Below are 17,944 nucleotides of genomic sequence, written 5' to 3' on the forward strand. Positions count from 1 at the left end.
TGTCCCGAGCATGGCGATGATCCGTGATTAAGTCAAGCAGTTGACTTAATAGCTCGGCACGGGATGCCGCGAATGACTCATTCGGGACGTCGGAGGTCGCGAATGAGTCATTCGCGACCTCGGCGCGGACGGGCGGCTACTCGCGCTCGACCTTGCGCAAGCCCCCTGCCGGCGTCCACCACTCGACGACCAGCAGCGTGGCCGCCTCGTTCAGGTGCGTGTGCACAACCTCGGCGACGTCGGCCTCGAACCGCTCGCCGTCTTCGGTGCGCACCCGCCCGGAGATCTTGGCTTCGCCCGGCCACTGCGCCTCGGCGCCCTCGACCGGGTCGACCGTCGCGCTGTGCAGCGCGAACCGCGGGTCCCGCCGCAGGTCCGCACCCTTGCGCGCGTTCGGCATCGAGCCGAAGACGAGCTCACCGCCTTCGAAGGTCGTTTCGATCCCCGAGATCCGCGGCGATCCGTCCGCCCGCAGGGTCGCGATCGTCTTGTGCTTGTGCGCGTCGAACAGCGTCCGCACCCGCTGCGCGAACTCCGGCTCCGCCGCTTCGAACTCCCGCCACGCCGTCATGCGTCCATGGTCCCGCACCGCAGCCCCGCAACGAGGAGCTTCACCATCCTCCGCGCGTCGTACCGGGGGTCGTCTGCGCCGATGCAGAGGTTGCCGACCCCGCGCATGAGGTCCAAGGGCGCCACGCCGGCCCGGACCTCGCCGGTCGCGACCGCCGCGGCCAGCAACTGCGCGCACACCGGCACCAGACGGTCGAGGAAGTAGGCGTGCAGCGCCTCGAAACCGGCGTTGTCGGACTGGAGCGCCCCGGCGAGCCCGTGCTTGGTCACCAAGAAGTCCACGAACAGGTCGATCCACTGCGTCAGCGCGACGTACGGCGATTCGTGCGAAGCCAGCAGCGCCGGTCCCGCCTCCGCGCAGGCCTCCACCTGGTGCCGGAAGACCGCGATGACCAGGTCCGCCCGGGTCGGGAAGTGGCGGTAGACGGTGCCCATCCCGACCCCGGCCTCGGCCGCGATGTCGCGCACCGGCGCGTCCACCCCGGACGCGACGAAGACCGCGGCCGCCGCGTCCAGCAGCACCTTTTTGTTGCGCCGGGCATCCGCCCGCTTGGGCTTGTGCTCGCCCACCGATCCTCCCGGGTGGCTAAGCGGAACATTGTTCCGTATGGTTAGCGGAGCAACGTTCCGGTTGCTCATCTTGCCACGGAGGCACTCCCCATGCAGTACCGCACCTTGGGCCGCACCGGTGTCCAGGTCAGCACCCTCGCGCTCGGCGCGATGAACTTCGGCGCCATCGGAAACACCACCCAGGACGAGGCCACCGCCATCGTCGACGCCGCGCTCGAAGCCGGCATCAACCTGATCGACACCGCCGACATGTACGGCCAGGGCGAGTCGGAGGTGATGGTCGGCAAGGCGATCGCCGGCCGCCGCGACGACATCGTGCTGGCCACGAAGGCGACCATGCCCATGGGCGACGAGCGCAACCACCGCGGCAATTCGCGCCGCTGGCTGGTCACCGCGCTCGACGACAGCCTGCGCCGCCTCGGCGTCGACCACGTCGACCTCTACCAGATCCACCGGTGGGACCCCGCCACGAGCGACGAGGAAGCGCTTTCCGCGCTGACCGACCTGCAGCGCGCGGGCAAGATCCGGTACTTCGGGTCCTCGACGTTCCCCGCGTACCGCATCGTCCAGGCGCAGTGGGCCGCCCGCGAGCACCACCTCGGCCGGTACGTCACCGAGCAGCCCAGCTACTCGATCCTGCAGCGCGGCATCGAAGCCCACGTGCTGCCCGTGACCGAGGAGTACGGGCTCGGCGTGCTCGCGTGGAGCCCGCTGGCTTCGGGCTGGCTGTCGGGCGCGGTCCGCGCGGGCCGGGAGATCAGCACCAACCGCGCGAAGGTCCTGCCGCAGCGCTTCGACCTCGACCTCCCCGCCAACCGGGCGCGGCTCGACGCCGTCGAGAAGCTCACCAAGATCGCCGAGCAGGCCGGGTTGACGCTGATCCAGCTCGCGCTCGGTTTTGTCACCGCGCACCCCGGCGTGACGAGCGCGCTCATCGGCCCGCGGACGCCGGAGCACCTGCGCTCGCAGCTCGAGGCCGCCGACACGGTGCTGCCCGCCGACGTGCTCGACGAGCTCGACGCCGTCGTCGCCCCCGGCACCGACCTGGCCCCGGGCGAGAAGTTCGACACCCCGCCGGCCCTGCTCGACCCGGCCCTGCGGCGGCGGCGATGAGCCCCAGTTTCGGCATCATGACCCCGCCGATGCAGGTGGGCTACGACGAGGTCCTGCGTGTCTGGCAGGAGGCCGACACGGTGCCGGAGATCGAGCACGCGTGGCTGTTCGACCACCTCATGCCGATCGGCGGCGACCCGGACGGCCCCATCTTCGAGGGCTGGACGCTGCTTTCGGCCCTGGCGGCCCAGACCCGGCGCCTGCGCGTCGGCCTGCTCGTGACGAGCAACCGCTTCCGCCCGCCGGCCGTGCTGGCGAAGATCGCCACGACGGTCGACATCGTTTCGGGCGGACGGCTCGACTTCGGCATCGGCGCGGGTTCCCGCCCGAGCCACCCGCTGGCCCGGCGCGAGTACGACGCGCACGGCCTGCCGTACCACGGCCAGGCGGACGCGGTCGCGGCCTTGGCCGAAGCGTGCACAGTGATCCGTCGCTTGTGGACATCAACGGAACCGTTCGACTTCGACGGCTCGCACGTCCGCCTGACCGGAGCGCTCGGCAATCCCCGGCCCGTCCAGCACCCCCACCCGCCGATCATGATCGGCGGCCGGGCGAGCGCAACACTGCGCGTGGTGGCCGAGCACGCCAACCTGTGGAACATCCCGGGCGGCGGCGACATCGAGGACCTCGCGGGCCGCAGCCGGCTGCTCGACAGGTATTGCGAGGAGATCGGCCGCGACCCGGGCGAGATCACCCGGTCGATCTTCCTGCCGGTGGACTACGAGCACCCCGACGTGACGCGGGGGAAGATCGCCGAGGCGGTGGAGGCGGGCTTCGGGCATTTTGTGCTGGGGCTGGCGAACCCGTACCCGGACGGGGTGGCGAAGTGGGTGGCGGATGAGCTGATCCGCCGCACGTGACCCAACAAAGGAGCAGGGTGGCCATCCCGTCGCCTGAGGCCGTCGAATCACCTTGAGCCGGGCCCGCAACCCAAGGGCAAAGGCGAGCCGAAGACGCAAGCTTGCGGGCCCGGCTCAAAGTGATAGGCCTCAATCAGGCGACGGGATGACCACCCAGCGGCCCCAACGACAACGTGAGAGGACCACGCTCCTGGTGGTCTTCCCGGAGCCTGCCCGTCCGGCGAGGACAGTCTTTTGATTCTGCTGCGTCTTGTCACGTCTGCCGCGGCAGAGGCGGGTCCGACCTCCCCCGCCCCTCCGGTGGGAGTTTCAGCGGCTGGGATGAGGGGCGGGGGAGGTCTGGTGACGTCGTGGTCGCCCTGCGGCGGGTGGCCGGCCACCTCGCGATCAGTCCGCGTTCGCCAGGTGGGCCAGCGCCGACCGCAGCAGCCGCCGGGTCTCCGGCGGCAAGCCCGCCAGCTTGCGCTCCTCCACCTCGCGGATCGCGTCCCGGACCGCCGCGTGGCGGCGGATTCCCTCCTGCGTCAGGCGGACCACCCGGGCGCGGCGGTCGGCCGGGCCGGGCTCGCGGGCGACCAGCCCGGCCGCTTCGAGGCCGTCCAGCAGGGCGATCAACCGGGTCTTGTCGTAGCGGATCTGCTGGGCCAGCACCAGCTGGCTCGGCGCCGCGCCGGGAGCCAGTGCCGACAGCACCACGTACTGCCACATCGAGAGGCCGTGGCGCTCCAGCACGGGCCGCTCGGCTTCGGCCAGGTTGCGTCCCGCCCCGGCGCAGAGGGCTCCGAGATCGTCGTCCTCGTTCACCGGCGGGATTTTACGCGTGGACAAATCATAAGCACCTGCGTATCGTTTTGCCCATGACACTGGGACGAGCCGAAACACGCACCATCTCCGTCGCCGCGCCGCCCGCGCGGGTCGTCGAATACCTGGCCGATCCGCGCCACCTCCCCGAGTGGGCACCGGGGTTCGCCACCGCCGTCGACCACGACCACGACGACATCTGGCGCGTCCACACCGAAGGCGGCCCGCAGCGGGTGGCCGTGCGGGTGGCGGCCGACCACGGCGTCGTCGACGTCGTCAGCGCCGACGCCCCGCACCTGGGCCTGTTCACCCGCGTGGTGCCGAACCTGACCGGCGCCGAGCTGATCTTCAGCCTGTTCTTCCCCGAGGACACCGAGCCCGCGGCGGTCGACGCGCAGATGGCGGTCGTCGGCGAGGAGCTGCGAGCCGTGCGCGAGCGCGTCGAAAGCGGCCGGTGAACGCCGCCGGCCACCGGGTGGGTGGCAGGTACCCCGCCACCCACCCGCGGGGTCAGGCGGCCGCGCAGAGGACGCCGTTGAGGGTGAACGCCGTCGGCAGGATGTTCGGCCCGCCGTAGTCGGCGGTGAACCCGACGTCGACGCCGGACGCCGCCGGGGCCGACGACGTGACCGTCACCGTCGTCCCGTTCTGGGCCCACGTGCCGTTCCAGCCGCCGGTGAGGCGCTGCCGCGCGGTGGGCCAGGTGAACGTCAGCGTCCAGTCCCCTGTCACGCCGGTGGCGGTGACGTGGATGCCGCCGACGAAGCCGCTCGCCCAGTCGGTGACGTCGGTCATCCTGGCCGTGCAGCTGCTCGTCGCCGGCGCCCCCGTGGTGAGCGTCAGCGGCGGGGAGGCCGCGGACACATTCCCGGCGGTGTCGCGCGCCAGCACGTTGACGGTGTAACGGCTGCCCGGCACCAGGTTCCCGACGTCGAGCGACGTGCCGGTGGTCTCACCCCACTGTTCGCTGACCGCACCGACCTGCCGGTAGACCTCGTACTTCGCGATCGGGTGGGCGCCGGGCGCGGCCGCGGGCCAGCTGATGGCCGCGGTCCGGTCGGTCGCCGTCCCGGACGGCTGCCCGGGTGCCCCCGGCCCGGCGGACGCGGTGGTCGCGGGGTGCAGCACCACGGTGGTGAGCGAGTACGGCGGCAGCGTCTGGGACGTGCTCGACCCGCTCGCGGCGCTCGAGATCGACGTCGCGCCGTTGGTGAAGGTGAACACCTGCGGCGCGCCCGGCGCCGGCGTGTAGCCCGCGTAGTCCAGCGTCACGGCCCTGGCCTGATCGGGATCCTTGTTGAGCAGCAGCACGGCCAGATCGCCGTTCGGACGGCGGACGGCGTGCGCGCCGACGAGCGGGTCGTCCGCGGCGGCGCGGACGAACTGGTCGCCGGGACGCGCGAAGGTGCTCATCATCTTCAAGCCGTAGTAGGGCGCGAAGGGGGTGTTGAGCGCGGGTTCGCAGCCGCCGTCCAGGCAGGTCGCGCTGGACAGCAGGCCGAAGTCGCCGTAGTCCGGTTGTCCGGCCACTGTGGACAGTTTCGTCGCTCCGTTGTGGACGTTCCACCAGTCCACGGTGAACACGCCGTTGGCCAGCAGCGAGCTGTAGGCGTCGGCGGCGAACAGCGCGCCGGGCTGGGTGTTCATGCCGACCGGGGTGTTCAGCTCGGTCATCGCGATGCCGATCCGGCCCGGGTTCGCACCCGCGTACCGGGTGATCTGCTCCCGCGCCAGGTAGAGCATGTCGGTCACCTGCTCGGTCCGGGTGAGCGCCTCGGCGGCGGTCGAACCGCTGGGGTACCAGTGCAGGATGACGAAGTCGATGTGCGGGCCCGCGATCGACAGCACGGTCTGGTTCCAGGTGGCGGTGTCACCGGCCCCGACGACGCCGTCCGGCCAGTTCGCCGGGGTCGTCAGCACGGCGCCGATCTTGACCGACGGGTCGACGGCCTTCATCGCGTCGGCGTAGGCGACGACGCCGTTGGCGTACCCGGTCGGGCTCTTGTCTTCGTGGTTGTCGGCTTCCCAGTTCGCCCCGTAGTGCCCGTTGCCGTAGAGCTCGTTGCCGATCTCCCAGTACTTGACGCCGTAGCCCTTGGTGACGTTGGCGTACCGCACCCAGTCCGCGGCTTCCTCCGGGGTGCCGGTGCCGTAGTTGGCGATGATCACCGGCTGGGCCCCGGCTCTTCGGACGCCGCCCATGAAGGTGTCGAAATCGGTGCCCGGCGCCACGTAACCGCCCGGCGCGGTGTTGTCCTTCCAGTGGTAGATGTCGCCGTAGGAGCCGCCGGGGTAGCGCATGGTGCGGACACCGGCGCCTCCGAGCAGATCGGCCACGGCGTCGGTTCCCAGCTGGCTGTCCCACACCGCGTGGTTGGCCCCGATCCCGGTGTCCGGCATGGTCGCCAATCCCGCACGGGCGTTGACGGTGACCGTGGCCGCGGGCGTGTCCGCCGCCCCGGCGGTACCGGCTGCCGGTACCGCCGCGGCGAGCACGGCGATCACCGGCCACGCTGCCCAGCGCAGACGTCGAGCTGTCATGAAGGTCCATCCTCACTCGTCGGGCACGAACGGATGACTGGGAGCGCTCTCAGCGAGAGAACCACCGAGGCGGCCCGAAGTCAACGGAAGTCGCGCGAGGGCCCCGTTCGCACCGAAAGATCGAGGTTTTCGATGCGATCCGCGACGAGCGTGACCACACCTTCTCCCGCCTGGACCCAGCCTCGGATGAGCAACGCGGCACTGGTCCGGGCGACCAGCCGCTGCCGGCGCCACAAGCCCGGCGACACGACGACGTTGGCCATGCCCGTCTCGTCCTCGAGGTTGAGGAAGGTGATCCCGCCGGCGGTGGCCGGGCGCTGGCGGTGGGTGACCGCGCCGCCGACCCACACCCGCGTTCCGTCCGCCGTGCGGGCGAGGGCCGCGGTGGTGATCGCGCCGCGCGCGTCGAGGTGCTCGCGCAGGTACTCCACCGGGTGGCTGTCCGGGGAGACGCCCGTGGCCCACAGGTCCGCGGCCGTCACCTCCAGCCGCGTCATCCCGGGCAGCGCCGGTGCGTCGAGGCCCGGGGCGAGGCCGGGCAGGTGGCCGGGCCGGGTCGCCGCGGCCGCACCCGCCGCCCACAGGTCCTGACGGCGGTCGCCGCCGAACGCCCCGGCCGTCGCCAGCGCTTCGACCGCGTTCTTCTTCAGCCGGACCCGGCGGGTCAGGTCGCCGATGCTCGGGTACGGGCCGTGGGCCTCGCGCTCGGCGACGATCTCCTCGGCGGTGTCCTCGCCGAGGTGGCGGACGCCGGCGAGGCCCAGGCGCAGGGCGACGCCGCCGGTGCTGCCGGGGTCGGGTTCGAGCGTGGCGCCGGCGAGGCTCGCGTTGACGTCGGGCTCCCGGATGCGGACGCCGTGGCGGCGGGCGTCGGCGACCAGGGACTGCGGGCTGTAGAACCCCATCGGCTGGGCGCGCAGCAGCCCGGCGCAGAACGCCGCCGGGTAGTAGCGCTTGAACCACGCGGACGCGTACACGAGCAGCGCGAAGGACATCGAGTGCGCTTCGGGGAAACCGTAGCCGGAAAAGGCGTGGATCTGCTCGAAGATCCGGGTGGCGAGCTCGCGGTCGAGGCCGTTGGCCGCGCAGCCGGCGAAGAACCGCGCCATCAACGCCTTCATCTTCGCGCTGGAGCGCTTGGCGCCCATGGCCCGGCGCAGCTGGTCGGCCTCGGCCGGGGTGAAGCTCGCGACGTCGACCGCCATCTGCATCACCTGCTCCTGGAACAGCGGCACCCCAAGCGTCCGGTCCAAACTGGACGCCAGCAGCGGGTGCGCGTGGGCCCACTCCTCGTCACCGCGGCGGCGCCGGATGTAGGGGTGCACCGAACCACCCTGGATCGGGCCGGGCCGGATCAGCGCGACTTCGACGACGAGGTCGTAGAACTCGCGGGGCCGCAACCGCGGCAGCGTGGCCAGCTGCGCGCGGCTTTCCACCTGGAAGACCCCGACGGCGTCCGCTTCGCAGAGCATGTCGTAGACCGCCGGGTCGGCGAGATCCAGTTTCCCGATGTCCACTTCTGCTCCGTGGTGCTCGGCGACGAGGTCGATCATGTGGTGCAGGGCCGAAAGCATGCCCAGGCCGAGCAGGTCGAACTTGACCAGGCCGACGGCCGCGCAGTCGTCCTTGTCCCACTGCAGCACGCTGCGGTCGGCCATGGTCGCCCATTCGACCGGGACGATCTCCGACACCGGCTGCTTCGAGATGACCATGCCGCCGGAGTGGATGCCGAGGTGGCGCGGGAAGTCCTCGATCCGCGCGGCCAGGTCGAGGACGTCGTCCGGGATCGCCCCGGCCGCCTGCTCTTTCGTCGCGGCGACCCCGCCCCAGCGGTCGACGAGCTTGCCGTAGGCGTCCTGCTGCCCGGAGCTGTGGCCGAGCGCTTTCGCGGCGTCACGGATCGCCGACGGCGCCCGGTAGGTGATCACGTTCGCGACCTGCGCGGCGTGGAACCGGCCGTGCTTTTGGTAGACGTACTGGATCGCTTCCTCGCGCCGGCCGGATTCGATGTCGACGTCGATGTCCGGCGGCCCGTCCCGCTCCGGCGCGAGGAACCGCTCGAACAGCAGGTTCCACCGCACCGGGTCGGCGTGGCAGATCTCCAGGGCGTAGCAGACCGCGGAGTTCGCGGCCGAACCGCGGCCCTGGCAGAGGATGCCCGCCTCCCGGCAGAACCGGACGATGTCCCAGACGACGAGGAAGTAACCGGGGAAACCGAGCTTCCCGATGACGTCGAGCTCGTGGTCGAGCTGGGCGTAGGCCTTCGGGTTCTCCTCCCGCGGCCCGTAGCGCTTCGCCGCGCCGCGCCGGGTCAGCTCGGTCAGGAACGACATCTCGTCGTGCCCGGCGGGGACCGGGAACGGCGGCAGGTCCGGCGCGACGAGGTTCAGGTCGAACGCCACTTCGACGCCCAGGACGGCGGCCCGGCCGACCGCGCCCGGGTAACGGCGCTCGAAGCGGCGGCGCTGCTCCATCCCCGAGCGCAGGAACGCCTGCCCCGACGGCGGCCGCCACCCCTCGAGGTCCTCGGCCGAGCGCCGGGCCCGGACCGCGGCGACCGCGTCCGCCACGACGGCGTCCTCCGGGCGGGCGTAGTGCACGTTGTTGGACACGACCGTCGGCAGCCGGAGCTCCCCGGCCATCGCGTCGAGGAGGTCGTTGGCCGCGTCGTCCCGTGGCTGCCGGTGATCGATCAGCTCCACGGCGACGTGCGAGCGCCCGAACCGGTCCACGAGCCGGGCCAGCTCGGTGTGCGCGGCGGCCGGGCCGCGCTCGGCCAGCGCCCGCCGGACGGCCCCCTTGCGGCAGCCGGTGAGCACGACGACGTGCCCGGCCAGCTCGTCGGCGAGCTCGTCGAAGTCGTAACCGGGCCGGCCCTTCTCCCCGCCGGCGAGCTGGGCGCGGGAGATGACGCGGCACAGCCGGTGGTAGCCCTCTTGCCCGCGGGCCAGCACCAGCAGGTGCGACCCGGCCGGATCGGGCACCCCGGCCTGCGGAGCGGGCAGCCCGAGGGACAGCTCGGCCCCGAACCCGACGCGCACGCCGAGCTCCCGGGCGGCGTCGTTGAACCGCACGGCGCCGTACAGGCCGTCGTGGTCGGTGAGGACGAGCGCGTCGAGTTCGAGCCGCGCGGCCTCCTCGACGAGGGTTTCGGGGTGCGAGGCGCCGTCGAGGAAGCTGAAGTTGGAGTGGACGTGCAGCTCGGCGTAGGGCGCCCGGATCCGGTCGCCGCCGTCGTCCCGGCCGCGCCGGTGCCGCAGGTCGAGCGGCGCACCGGCGTAACCCTCCCGCTTGCGCGACCACGCCGGGGCATCACTGCCGTCCCCGGGAACGGGAGGCCGCCCGGAAGCGATCCGTTCCACTTCGGACCACGGCACCCGCGGATTGTTGAACGCCAACGCCAGCTCCCACCGATTTCGCTGTGGGGAAGCCAGCGACTACTGTTCGAACACCTGAACGACTAATGTGCTCCGATCCTGAGCGCGGCGCCGCCCGGTGTCAACTGTGGACCGTCCGAAGTCACCTCCATCACAACCACGCTCAACCGGCTGACGCGGGTCAGCCGCACCAGCTCCGGCCGCGGGCGGAACTCGACGGTGACCACCGTGACGGCCGTCCACCTGACGGTGGCGACGCAGCCGCACGCCGCGGTGGAGGTGGGCGGGTCCGCCGCCGCGACGGCGGCCGGCGCGGTCGTCACCGGGGCGCTCAGCAGCACGACGGCGAGCACAGCCGCGGCCCGGCGCCCGGTCTTCGAAGACAGGTCCTTCGCGCCGGCCATCAGGACCGGCTGCGGCACACCGGATCGCTCTTCCAGGCGACTTCGGTCCCGGTGCGGTGCCACGACGGCACGAAGAACCCGGGCGGCACCGCCTTCAGCGGACCCGTCGTCCCCCCGCGGCGCACCTTCGTGCTCATTCCCATCGTGGCCCCCCTCGTCAACACTGCCGGTCGGCGACGAGAGCCTGGCAGCGTTCACTGCAACCGCACTGCAGTCTTACGGAACGTCGCCGGTCGGAGGTACTCTCGCCCACGGGAGGGGGGCGTTGGCATGCCTGGTGTTCGATTCGGCGTGCTCGGGCCGGTCGCGGCCTGGCGCGGCGCGGCTCCGGTCGAAGTGGGGTCCGGCAAGTGCCTGCGGGTGCTCGGGGTGCTGCTGCTGCACGCGAACCAGCGGGTGGACCGCGAGCAGATCATCGAGGGCGCCTGGGGCGGTGGACCGCCGAGGAGCGCGGTCAACCTCGTCCAGAAGTACGTCGGCGAGGTGCGCAGGGCGCTGGAGCTCGACGACGGCTCGCTGCAGACGGTGGGCACCGGGTACCTGCTGCGGGTGGCGCCCGACCAGCTCGACAGCGCTCAGTTCGCGGCCCGGCTCGCCCGGGCGCGCGAAACCCGGAGCGACGGCGACCTGATCGCCGCCCGGCAGCACCTCGCCGAGGCGATGACGCTGTGGCGCGGGCCCGCCTTCAGCGGCCTCGACACCCCGGCGGCCGCCACCGAACGCGCCCGGCTGGACGAGTACCGCCTCGGCGCGCTGGAAGACCTCGCCGAGCTCGACCTGCTGCGCGGGGAGCACGCGCTGGCCATCCCCGAGCTGTCCCGGCTCGCCGAGGAGCACCCGTACCGCGAACGCGCGCGGGAGCTGCTGATGATCGCCCTCTACCGCAGCGGCCGCCAAGGCGACGCGCTCGCCGTGTTCCAGGGCATCCAGCACCTGCTGGCCGAGGAGCTCGGCGCCAACCCCGGCCACGGCCTGCAGCGCGTGCACGCGCAGATCCTGCGCGCCGATCCCGCGCTCGAGCCGGTCACCGCGGGCGGGGAGCAGCGGCCGATCGCCCAGCTGCCCGCGGACATCCCGGACTTCACCGGCCGTGCCGGGCCGCTGGGCGAGCTGCTGGACCTGCTGGCCGAGCGCCGGGTGGTGGTCGTCGCCGGTGCGCCCGGCACCGGGAAGTCGGCGCTCGCCGTGCGCGCGCTCCGCCAGGCACGGGACGCGTTCCCCGACGGCCAGCTCTACCTCGACCTCGCCGGCACCTCCACCGTGCCCCGCGACCCGGCGATGATGCTGGCCGAGCTGCTGCGCGCGCTCGGCGTCACGGACGCCGTCATGCCGCCCGGCCTGCACGAACGAGCCGCCCTCTACCGGTCGCGGCTGGCCGATCGCCGCATGCTGGTGCTGCTCGACGACGCCGCCGGCGCCCAGCAGGTGCGGCCGCTGCTGCCGCCGTCCGGCGGCTGCGCGGTGGTGATCACCAGCAGGCACCGGCTGGCGGACCTGGCCGGTGCCGAGCACGTCGAGCTGGACGTGCTGTCCGCGGAAGATGCGCGGAGCCTGTTGGCCCGCATCGCCGGCGCGGAGCGCGTCGAGCGGGAACCGGAGCCGGCCGACGCGATCGTCCGGCTGTGCGGACGGCTTCCGCTGGCCATCCGGATCACCGGGGCGAAGCTCGCGAGCCGGCGGGCGTGGACCCTGCAGGTGCTGCGCGAACGCCTGGAGGACGAGTCCCGGCGGCTGCGCGAGCTGCGGGTCGGTGACCTCGACGTGCGGGCCAACTTCGACCTGAGCCTGCGTCTGCTCCCCGGCGAAGCCGTCCGGGCGTTCCGGCTGCTGGGACTGCTGGGCGCGGAAACGCTCCCCGCGTGGGTGATCGGCCCGCTCCTCGGCCACCCGGCCGGAGACGACGTGCTGGACGCGCTCGTCGACGCCTACCTCGTGCGCCTGGTGACGACCGACCGCGCCGGCCAGCCGCGGTACCGGCTGCACGACCTCTTGCGCGCCTACGCGTCGGAAGGCGCGCACGACTGCTACCCGGCCGAGGAACGCCGGGCGGCGGTGGAGCGGGTCCTCGCCGCCTGGCTCGCCCTCGCCGAGCAGGCCCGTGACCTGTGCTCCCCCAGCCTGTTCCGGCCGACGCCGGGCCGCGCGCCGCGCTGGACCCCGGACCACACGATCGTCGACCCCATCGCCTGGTTCGACGCCGAGCGCGGGACGTTGCTGCGGGCGATCGAGCTCGCGGCCGAGTGGGAGCTGGACGAACTGGCCTGGGAGCTGGCGATCGCCGCGGTGCCGTACTACGACCACCGCAGCCTCTACCAGGACTGGAACCGCAGCCACCAGATCGCCTTGGAAGCCGCCGGCGCGGCCGGCAACACCCACGGTGAAGCCGCGTTGCTGCAAGGACTGGGCCAGGTGCACATCTACCTCGACGAAATGGCCGAAGCCCGGGAAGACCTGCACCGGTGCGCGAAGCTGTACCAGGAAATCGGCGATCGCCGCGGCGAAGGACTCGCGCTGGCGAGCCTGGGCACCGTGCACCGCGTCCGCGGCGAACTCGACGCGGCGCTGACCGTCGACAAGGAGGCGTTGACGCACCTCGTGGCCGCCGGGCACCGGCAGGCGGAAGCGCAGATCCGGGCCGCCATCGGCATCATCGGCTTCGAACAGGGCGCCGACGACGCGGGCGCGTGGATCGAGCACGGCCTGCGGATCGCGCGCCACCTTGGCGACCGGCACCGGCAGGCGGTGATCCTCCGCACGCTCAGCCGGTACCACCTGGGGATCGGCGACACCACGGCCGCGCTGCGCGACCTCACCGAAGCGCTGACGATCTTCAGCGAACTCAGCGACGAGCGGTGCGGCGCCTACACCGACCAGCGGCTCGGCGCGATCTACGCGGAACTCGGCGACCGGCCCCGCGCGGAGTCGGCCCTCCAGCGCGCCGCGCACGTGTTCCGCCTCAACGGCGACCGCAGCAACGAGGCGGCGTGCTGGCAGCAGCTCGGCGAGCTCGAAAGCGAACTCGGCGACGCGGCCGCGGCCCGGCACCACCTGGGCCTGGCGGTCGGGCTGTGGCAGGCCGTCGGCCTGCCGGAGCGCGCCGAAAGCGTGCAGGCCGCACTGGACGCGGCGGGCGGGTGAGGTCCGCCGGCTCGTCGATGGGCCGCACCCGTGTCACGCGTTGGCGATACCGCGGACCGCGCCGGCGACGGCACCGAAGTCCTTGCGCAGGATGGCACCGTGGTTGCTCGCCACCTTCTCGCTGGTGATGTTGGCCTTCCGGGCGACCACGGCGTCGAGGGCGGCGCGGATCCGCTCCTGCTCCTCGCCCTTGCTGCCGAAGGACGTGCCCGAAGCGATCACGTACCGGACCGGCACCGTGAGGCCGTCCAGCACCGGCCCCAGCGCGCGCTCGCGGGAGAGCTTGCCGAGTTCGATGTGGCTCTCGGCCTGCTGGGCGGCGGTCATCCGCGGGGTCAGGCCGGTCGGGCGCAGCAGCGGCATGAACCAGCTCATGCGCTTGAACAGCTTGCGGATCCGCAGCTCCATGGCGTCGTCGAGCCAGTCGTGCGGGTAGGCGCCGTCGACCAGGACCGCGCCGATCGCGCGGCGCGGGTTCCGCTCGGCCCAGTGCGCGGCGACGACGGCACCGTAGGACCAGCCCACCACCAGCGCCCGCTCCACGCCCCGGGCGGCGAGCACGGCGTCGACGTCGCGCACGGCGGCCTCGAAGGAGTAGTCGGCCGACCGCTTCGACTTGCCGCGGGCCCGCTCGTCGAAGGTGATGTGCCGGAACTGCGTGCCGAGCTCGGCGAGGACACGGCGCCAGTAGCCCTGGGTGGCGAACTGGCCGTTGAGGTAGACCACGGGGAGGCCGGGGCCGCCGGTGTCGGTGACGGCCAGTGCCGTGTCTTCCACCGGCACCAGGCCGGTCCAGCGCGCGGTCGTGGTCGTGGTCGTGGTCGGGGCGGTGCTGTTCTCGGTCATGCGGTTACTGTCGCCGTCCCGCCTGACACGGCCCTGACACCGCCCGGACACCCGCACCGGGGCCGGTCACCGCCACATTCCCCCAGGAAACTGGTCAGGGGATGACCTGTTTCGGTTGGCACGATGACGACCTGACCGCATCGGCCGCCGGCTGCGCCGACGCCTCGGACGACAGAGAGGACGTGCCATGGTCGACCCGACCGGCTTTCCCGAACCCACCCTTGTTCCCGTCAACGGCGTGGAACTCGAGGTCTTCGAAGCGGGCCAGGAGAACGCAGGAAAGCCCATCGTGCTCTGCCACGGCTGGCCGGAGCACGCCTTTTCCTGGCGCCACCAGGTGCCGGTCCTCGCCGCAGCGGGTTACCACGTCATCGTCCCGAACCAGCGGGGCTACGGCAACTCGTCCCGTCCGGCCGAAGTGACGGACTACGACATCGAGCACCTGTCGGGTGACCTCGTCGCGCTCCTCGATCACTACGGTTATGAGGACGCCACCTTCGTCGGCCATGACTGGGGCGCATTCGTCGTCTGGGGCCTGACCCTGCTGCACCCGAACCGGGTGAACAGCGTGGTAGCGCTGAGCCTGCCCTACCAAGAGCGCGGAGAGGTGCCCTGGATCGAGTTCATGGAGGCCGTGCTCGGCGCCGACTACTACTTCGTCCACTTCAACCGGCAGCCGGGCGTCGCGGACGCCGTGCTCGACGAGCACACAGCCCGGTTCCTGCGCAACCTGTTCCGGAAGAACGAGCCCCCGGAACCGCCTCGGCCGGGGATGGCGATGATCGATCTCGCCAGGACGGAGACACCCCTCGGCGAGCCCGTCATGAGCGACAGCGAACTGGCCGTCTTCGTCTCCGCCTTCGAGTCGACAGGTTTCACGAGCAGTATCAACTGGTACCGGAACCTCGACCGCAACTGGCGTCTGCTGGCCGACGTGGACCCGGTCATCCGACAGCCCGCACTCATGATCTACGGCAACCGTGACGCGGTCCCGAGGTCCGAACGGCTGGTGGAGTTCGTGCCCGGCGTGGAAGTGGCCGGCCTGGACTGCGGTCACTGGATCCAGCAGGAAAAGCCGGACGAAACGAACCAGGCGATCCTGAAGTGGCTGGACCGGCGGGGATCGTCGCCGGAACGCCGTCCCGCCTGACACCGCACCGCTAGTCGTAGCAGCCCTCGACCGTCCACTGTGGATCTTCGCCGACGGCCGCTCTGAGCAGCAGCGCGATGTCGCCGTCTTCCGCGGTGTCGCCTTCCAGCACCACCTGGATCCGGGCGAGGGGCGGTTCGCCGCGGGCGGGCAGCGCCGGGTGCACGATCCACGGGCCCGCCGAGCCGAGGACCCGGCGCGGCGGCCCGCCGCCGACGGCGACCGTCGACGGCGGGTAGCCGAGCTCGCCGCGCCCGGTGCAGCGGACGACGTCGCCGACCGCGTCGAGCACCTCGGCCGGCACCGGCCGCGGCGGCACGACGGTCGGCGAGGGCGCGGGCAGCCGCCCCGGCCACGGCCGGTCCGCGGCGAGGGGACGGCGCGGCTCGCCCCACGGGATGAGCCGGACGCGTTCGGCCGGGCCGCGGCCGCCGTCGAGCAGCGGCGTGACGACGGCGTCCGGGCCCAGCAGGCCCTGGATGCGGACCAGGGCGCGGCCGGCGCGTTCGGCGGCGTCGGCGTCGCGGCCCACCGAGCCGAGCTGCAGCTGCAGCGCCTGGCCGCCGACGACCTCTTCGGGGTCGAGGCGCAGCCGGACGATGCCGGCGGTGGGCCGGTCCCGGGTGGTGAGCCAGCCTTCGCACTGCCACCGCACGCGGTCGGCCGTCGAGCGGGCGGTGAGGGGTTCGGCGCAGCGCCAGACGCGTACGCGTTCTTCGCCGGCTTCGGTGACGGCGACGATGGCCAGGCGGGTGCAGGCGAGCCCGTGGTTCGCGAGCCCGGCGAAGAAGCGTTCGCCGAGGGTCTTCGCGACGAAGGCGGCTTCGTCGACTCTCTTCAGGGGTTCGTCGAAGCTTTCGGTGACGCTCAGGTCCGGCGGCAGGGCGCGGCGCAGCGGTGGGCGTTCGGAGAGGCCCCGGGCGAGGCGGTGGGCGGTGACGGCGTCCTTCGGGAAGCGGCCGGCGACGTCGCGTTCGGCCAGCGCGGCGAAGGCGCCGAGGGTCCGCAGGCCGAGCCGCTTGAGCAGGTCGACGAGCTCACCGCGCTCCTCACCCGGCTGGTTCAGCTCGGCGATCGAGAGCGGCGCGAGGAAGTCCGCGGTCCGGCCACGCGGAACGAGCGCGGCCCGACGGGCGGCGAGGGTCGCGCCGAACAGCCCATCGGCCACCCCGACCTGGCACTCGACCCCGGCCCGGGCGGCCACCTCGTCGATGAGCAGTTCGGCGAGGGCGGCCTCCCCGCCGAAGTACCCGGCGGCCCCGTCGACGGGCACGGCAACGAGCCCGGGCCGCACGACCTCGACCCCCACGGCCTGCCCTTCGACGGCGGCGGCCACGGGTTCGAACAGCCGCGCATCCCGATCGGGCTCGTGCTGGTGCACCACGAGTTCCGGACAGCGCGACTGGGCATCCCGCCGCCGCATCCCCCGCCCGACACCGCTGCGCCGCGCGGAGGCCGAGCAGGCAACAACCCGGTTGCCGGAGAAAACGGCGGCGGGCGAGGCGGGCGGAGTCCCGGCAGCAGCCCCGGCGGCGACAACCGGCCAGTCCGGACACCACAGCACCAGCAACCGTGGCGCATCACTCATCCGGCGGCACCGGCCGGCCACCTCATCGGGCTCAGCGCCGCGCTCATCCCGTGCGCCCGGCGTGGAGAGCCGGCACCGCACTCACCTTGACCGACCACCGTGTGCAGCCGGGCCACCCGCGACCTGGCCGCGCTCATCCCGTGCGCCCGGCGTGGAGAGCCGGCACCGCACTCACCTTGACCGACCACCGTGTGCGGCCGGGCCACCCGCGGCTTGACCGAGCTCAACGCCCCGCACAGCCGAACCACCCGCAGCTCGACCGGCCACGCCGCCGAGCTCATCCGGCCACCTCGACCAGCCGCCGCCCCGGTGAGCCGCCCGCCGTCACCGCTCCCGCCGGGCCCGGCAGCTGCAGCCCCACCGACAGCGGCCGGGCCGCCGCTCCCCTTCCGCGGCTGGTCGCCACCACCTCGCGGGTGCGCAGATGGCCGTGCCCGTCCTGCGTCAGGCCGTGCCAGCGGCGGCCCGAAACCCTCAGCTCCAGCTCCGCGCCCGGCCACGGGCCCGCCGTCAGCAAAACCGTTCCCCGGTTGCGGACCCGGTCCGCCAGGCGGCGGGCCGTCTGCGGCTGCACGCCGCCGGCCGGCGCGGGGCCGAGGACCACCACGTCGAATCCGTCCACCAGGGCCGACAGCACCGCCACCAGCTCCGCGCCCGGGTTCGGGACCAGGGCGATGCGCTCCAGGTCGACGCCGAGTTCCGCCGCCGCGGCCAGGCCCAGGTCGGGCAGGCCCGTCACCGCCGCCCAGGAACCGGTGCGGGTGGCCGCCGCGAGGAGGGCCAGTACCAACGAGGTCGCTCCGCGCACCGCGATCGTGCTGCCGCGCCGCAAACCGCCGCCGGGGAGCAGGCGGGACAGCTCGGGGAGCACCGCCAGCAGCTCGCCGGAACCCGGCTCACGCAGCTGCGCGGCCGTGCGGACCCCCGGTATCGCCGTGAGCCCGGCCAGCGCCTCCGGCACCGCCACCACCGACCACCTCCAGCAC

At 72.8% G+C, this 17,944-nt stretch carries 15 protein-coding genes; 5 read left to right on the forward strand and 10 right to left on the reverse strand.

Going from position 1 to position 17,944, the window contains the following annotated elements; genetic code table 11:
- Positions 1-136 precede the first annotated feature (136 nt).
- On the reverse strand, positions 137-571 hold the full coding sequence (locus Q5425_RS07535) for a pyridoxamine 5'-phosphate oxidase family protein (RefSeq protein ID WP_308671365.1): 435 nt from the start codon (positions 569-571) through the stop codon (positions 137-139).
- Positions 568-1,140 carry a TetR/AcrR family transcriptional regulator gene (locus tag Q5425_RS07540; RefSeq protein WP_308671366.1) on the reverse strand — a complete coding sequence of 191 codons (573 nt, stop codon included), beginning with the start codon at positions 1,138-1,140 and terminating at the stop codon, positions 568-570. The genes Q5425_RS07535 and Q5425_RS07540 overlap by 4 nt, the downstream gene beginning before the upstream one ends.
- A gap of 90 nt (positions 1,141-1,230) precedes the next feature.
- Between Q5425_RS07540 and Q5425_RS07545 the strand changes: the two genes are divergently transcribed.
- Entirely contained in the window at positions 1,231-2,253 is a 1,023-nt protein-coding gene (locus tag Q5425_RS07545) for an aldo/keto reductase (RefSeq protein WP_308671367.1), read from the forward strand.
- Positions 2,250-3,113: an LLM class flavin-dependent oxidoreductase gene (locus Q5425_RS07550; RefSeq protein WP_308671368.1), complete on the forward strand. Its 864-nt coding sequence runs from the start codon at positions 2,250-2,252 to the stop codon at positions 3,111-3,113. The genes Q5425_RS07545 and Q5425_RS07550 overlap by 4 nt, the downstream gene beginning before the upstream one ends.
- Positions 3,114-3,500: 387 nt before the next feature.
- Here Q5425_RS07550 and Q5425_RS07555 read toward each other — a convergent pair whose 3' ends face one another.
- Complete coding sequence (locus tag Q5425_RS07555; RefSeq protein ID WP_308671369.1) at positions 3,501-3,917, reverse strand: MarR family transcriptional regulator; 417 nt, start codon at positions 3,915-3,917, stop codon at positions 3,501-3,503.
- A gap of 53 nt (positions 3,918-3,970) precedes the next feature.
- Here Q5425_RS07555 and Q5425_RS07560 point away from each other — a divergent pair, with 53 nt between their 5' ends.
- Positions 3,971-4,372, forward strand: a complete 402-nt coding sequence (locus Q5425_RS07560) for an SRPBCC family protein (protein ID WP_308671370.1) — start codon at positions 3,971-3,973, stop codon at positions 4,370-4,372.
- A gap of 52 nt (positions 4,373-4,424) precedes the next feature.
- Here Q5425_RS07560 and Q5425_RS07565 read toward each other — a convergent pair whose 3' ends face one another.
- The 4 genes from Q5425_RS07565 to Q5425_RS07580 form a co-directional block, all read right to left on the reverse strand.
- Positions 4,425-6,455: a cellulose binding domain-containing protein gene (locus Q5425_RS07565; protein ID WP_308671371.1), complete on the reverse strand. Its 2,031-nt coding sequence runs from the start codon at positions 6,453-6,455 to the stop codon at positions 4,425-4,427.
- An 80-nt stretch (positions 6,456-6,535) separates the two neighbouring features.
- Positions 6,536-9,853 carry an error-prone DNA polymerase gene (locus Q5425_RS07570; RefSeq protein ID WP_308671372.1) on the reverse strand — a complete coding sequence of 1,106 codons (3,318 nt, stop codon included), beginning with the start codon at positions 9,851-9,853 and terminating at the stop codon, positions 6,536-6,538.
- 62 nt (positions 9,854-9,915) lie between these two features.
- Positions 9,916-10,254: a hypothetical protein gene (locus Q5425_RS07575; protein ID WP_308671373.1), complete on the reverse strand. Its 339-nt coding sequence runs from the start codon at positions 10,252-10,254 to the stop codon at positions 9,916-9,918.
- The gene (locus Q5425_RS07580) at positions 10,236-10,373 is read right to left on the reverse strand and encodes a hypothetical protein (protein WP_308671374.1); all 138 of its coding nucleotides are present in this window, start codon (positions 10,371-10,373) and stop codon (positions 10,236-10,238) included. Before Q5425_RS07580 ends, Q5425_RS07575 begins: the two co-directional genes overlap by 19 nt.
- A gap of 133 nt (positions 10,374-10,506) precedes the next feature.
- Between Q5425_RS07580 and Q5425_RS07585 the strand changes: the two genes are divergently transcribed.
- Complete coding sequence (locus Q5425_RS07585) at positions 10,507-13,374, forward strand: BTAD domain-containing putative transcriptional regulator (protein ID WP_308671375.1); 2,868 nt, start codon at positions 10,507-10,509, stop codon at positions 13,372-13,374.
- A 33-nt stretch (positions 13,375-13,407) separates the two neighbouring features.
- On the opposite strand, the gene Q5425_RS07590 is transcribed toward Q5425_RS07585, so the two are convergent.
- Positions 13,408-14,220: an alpha/beta hydrolase gene (locus Q5425_RS07590; protein WP_308671376.1), complete on the reverse strand. Its 813-nt coding sequence runs from the start codon at positions 14,218-14,220 to the stop codon at positions 13,408-13,410.
- Between the two features lie 187 nt (positions 14,221-14,407).
- Here Q5425_RS07590 and Q5425_RS07595 point away from each other — a divergent pair, with 187 nt between their 5' ends.
- A complete protein-coding gene (locus Q5425_RS07595) occupies positions 14,408-15,370 on the forward strand; it encodes an alpha/beta hydrolase (protein ID WP_308671377.1) in 963 nt (320 codons plus the stop codon).
- Between the two features lie 10 nt (positions 15,371-15,380).
- Here Q5425_RS07595 and Q5425_RS07600 read toward each other — a convergent pair whose 3' ends face one another.
- Positions 15,381-16,958 carry a DNA polymerase Y family protein gene (locus Q5425_RS07600; protein ID WP_308671378.1) on the reverse strand — a complete coding sequence of 526 codons (1,578 nt, stop codon included), beginning with the start codon at positions 16,956-16,958 and terminating at the stop codon, positions 15,381-15,383.
- 277 nt (positions 16,959-17,235) lie between these two features.
- Positions 17,236-17,925: a hypothetical protein gene (locus tag Q5425_RS07605; protein ID WP_308671379.1), complete on the reverse strand. Its 690-nt coding sequence runs from the start codon at positions 17,923-17,925 to the stop codon at positions 17,236-17,238.
- Positions 17,926-17,944: the final 19 nt, after the last annotated feature.

It is taken from the genome of Amycolatopsis sp. A133 (genome assembly GCF_031082405.1).
Taxonomy (GTDB): Bacteria; Actinomycetota; Actinomycetes; order Mycobacteriales; family Pseudonocardiaceae; genus Amycolatopsis.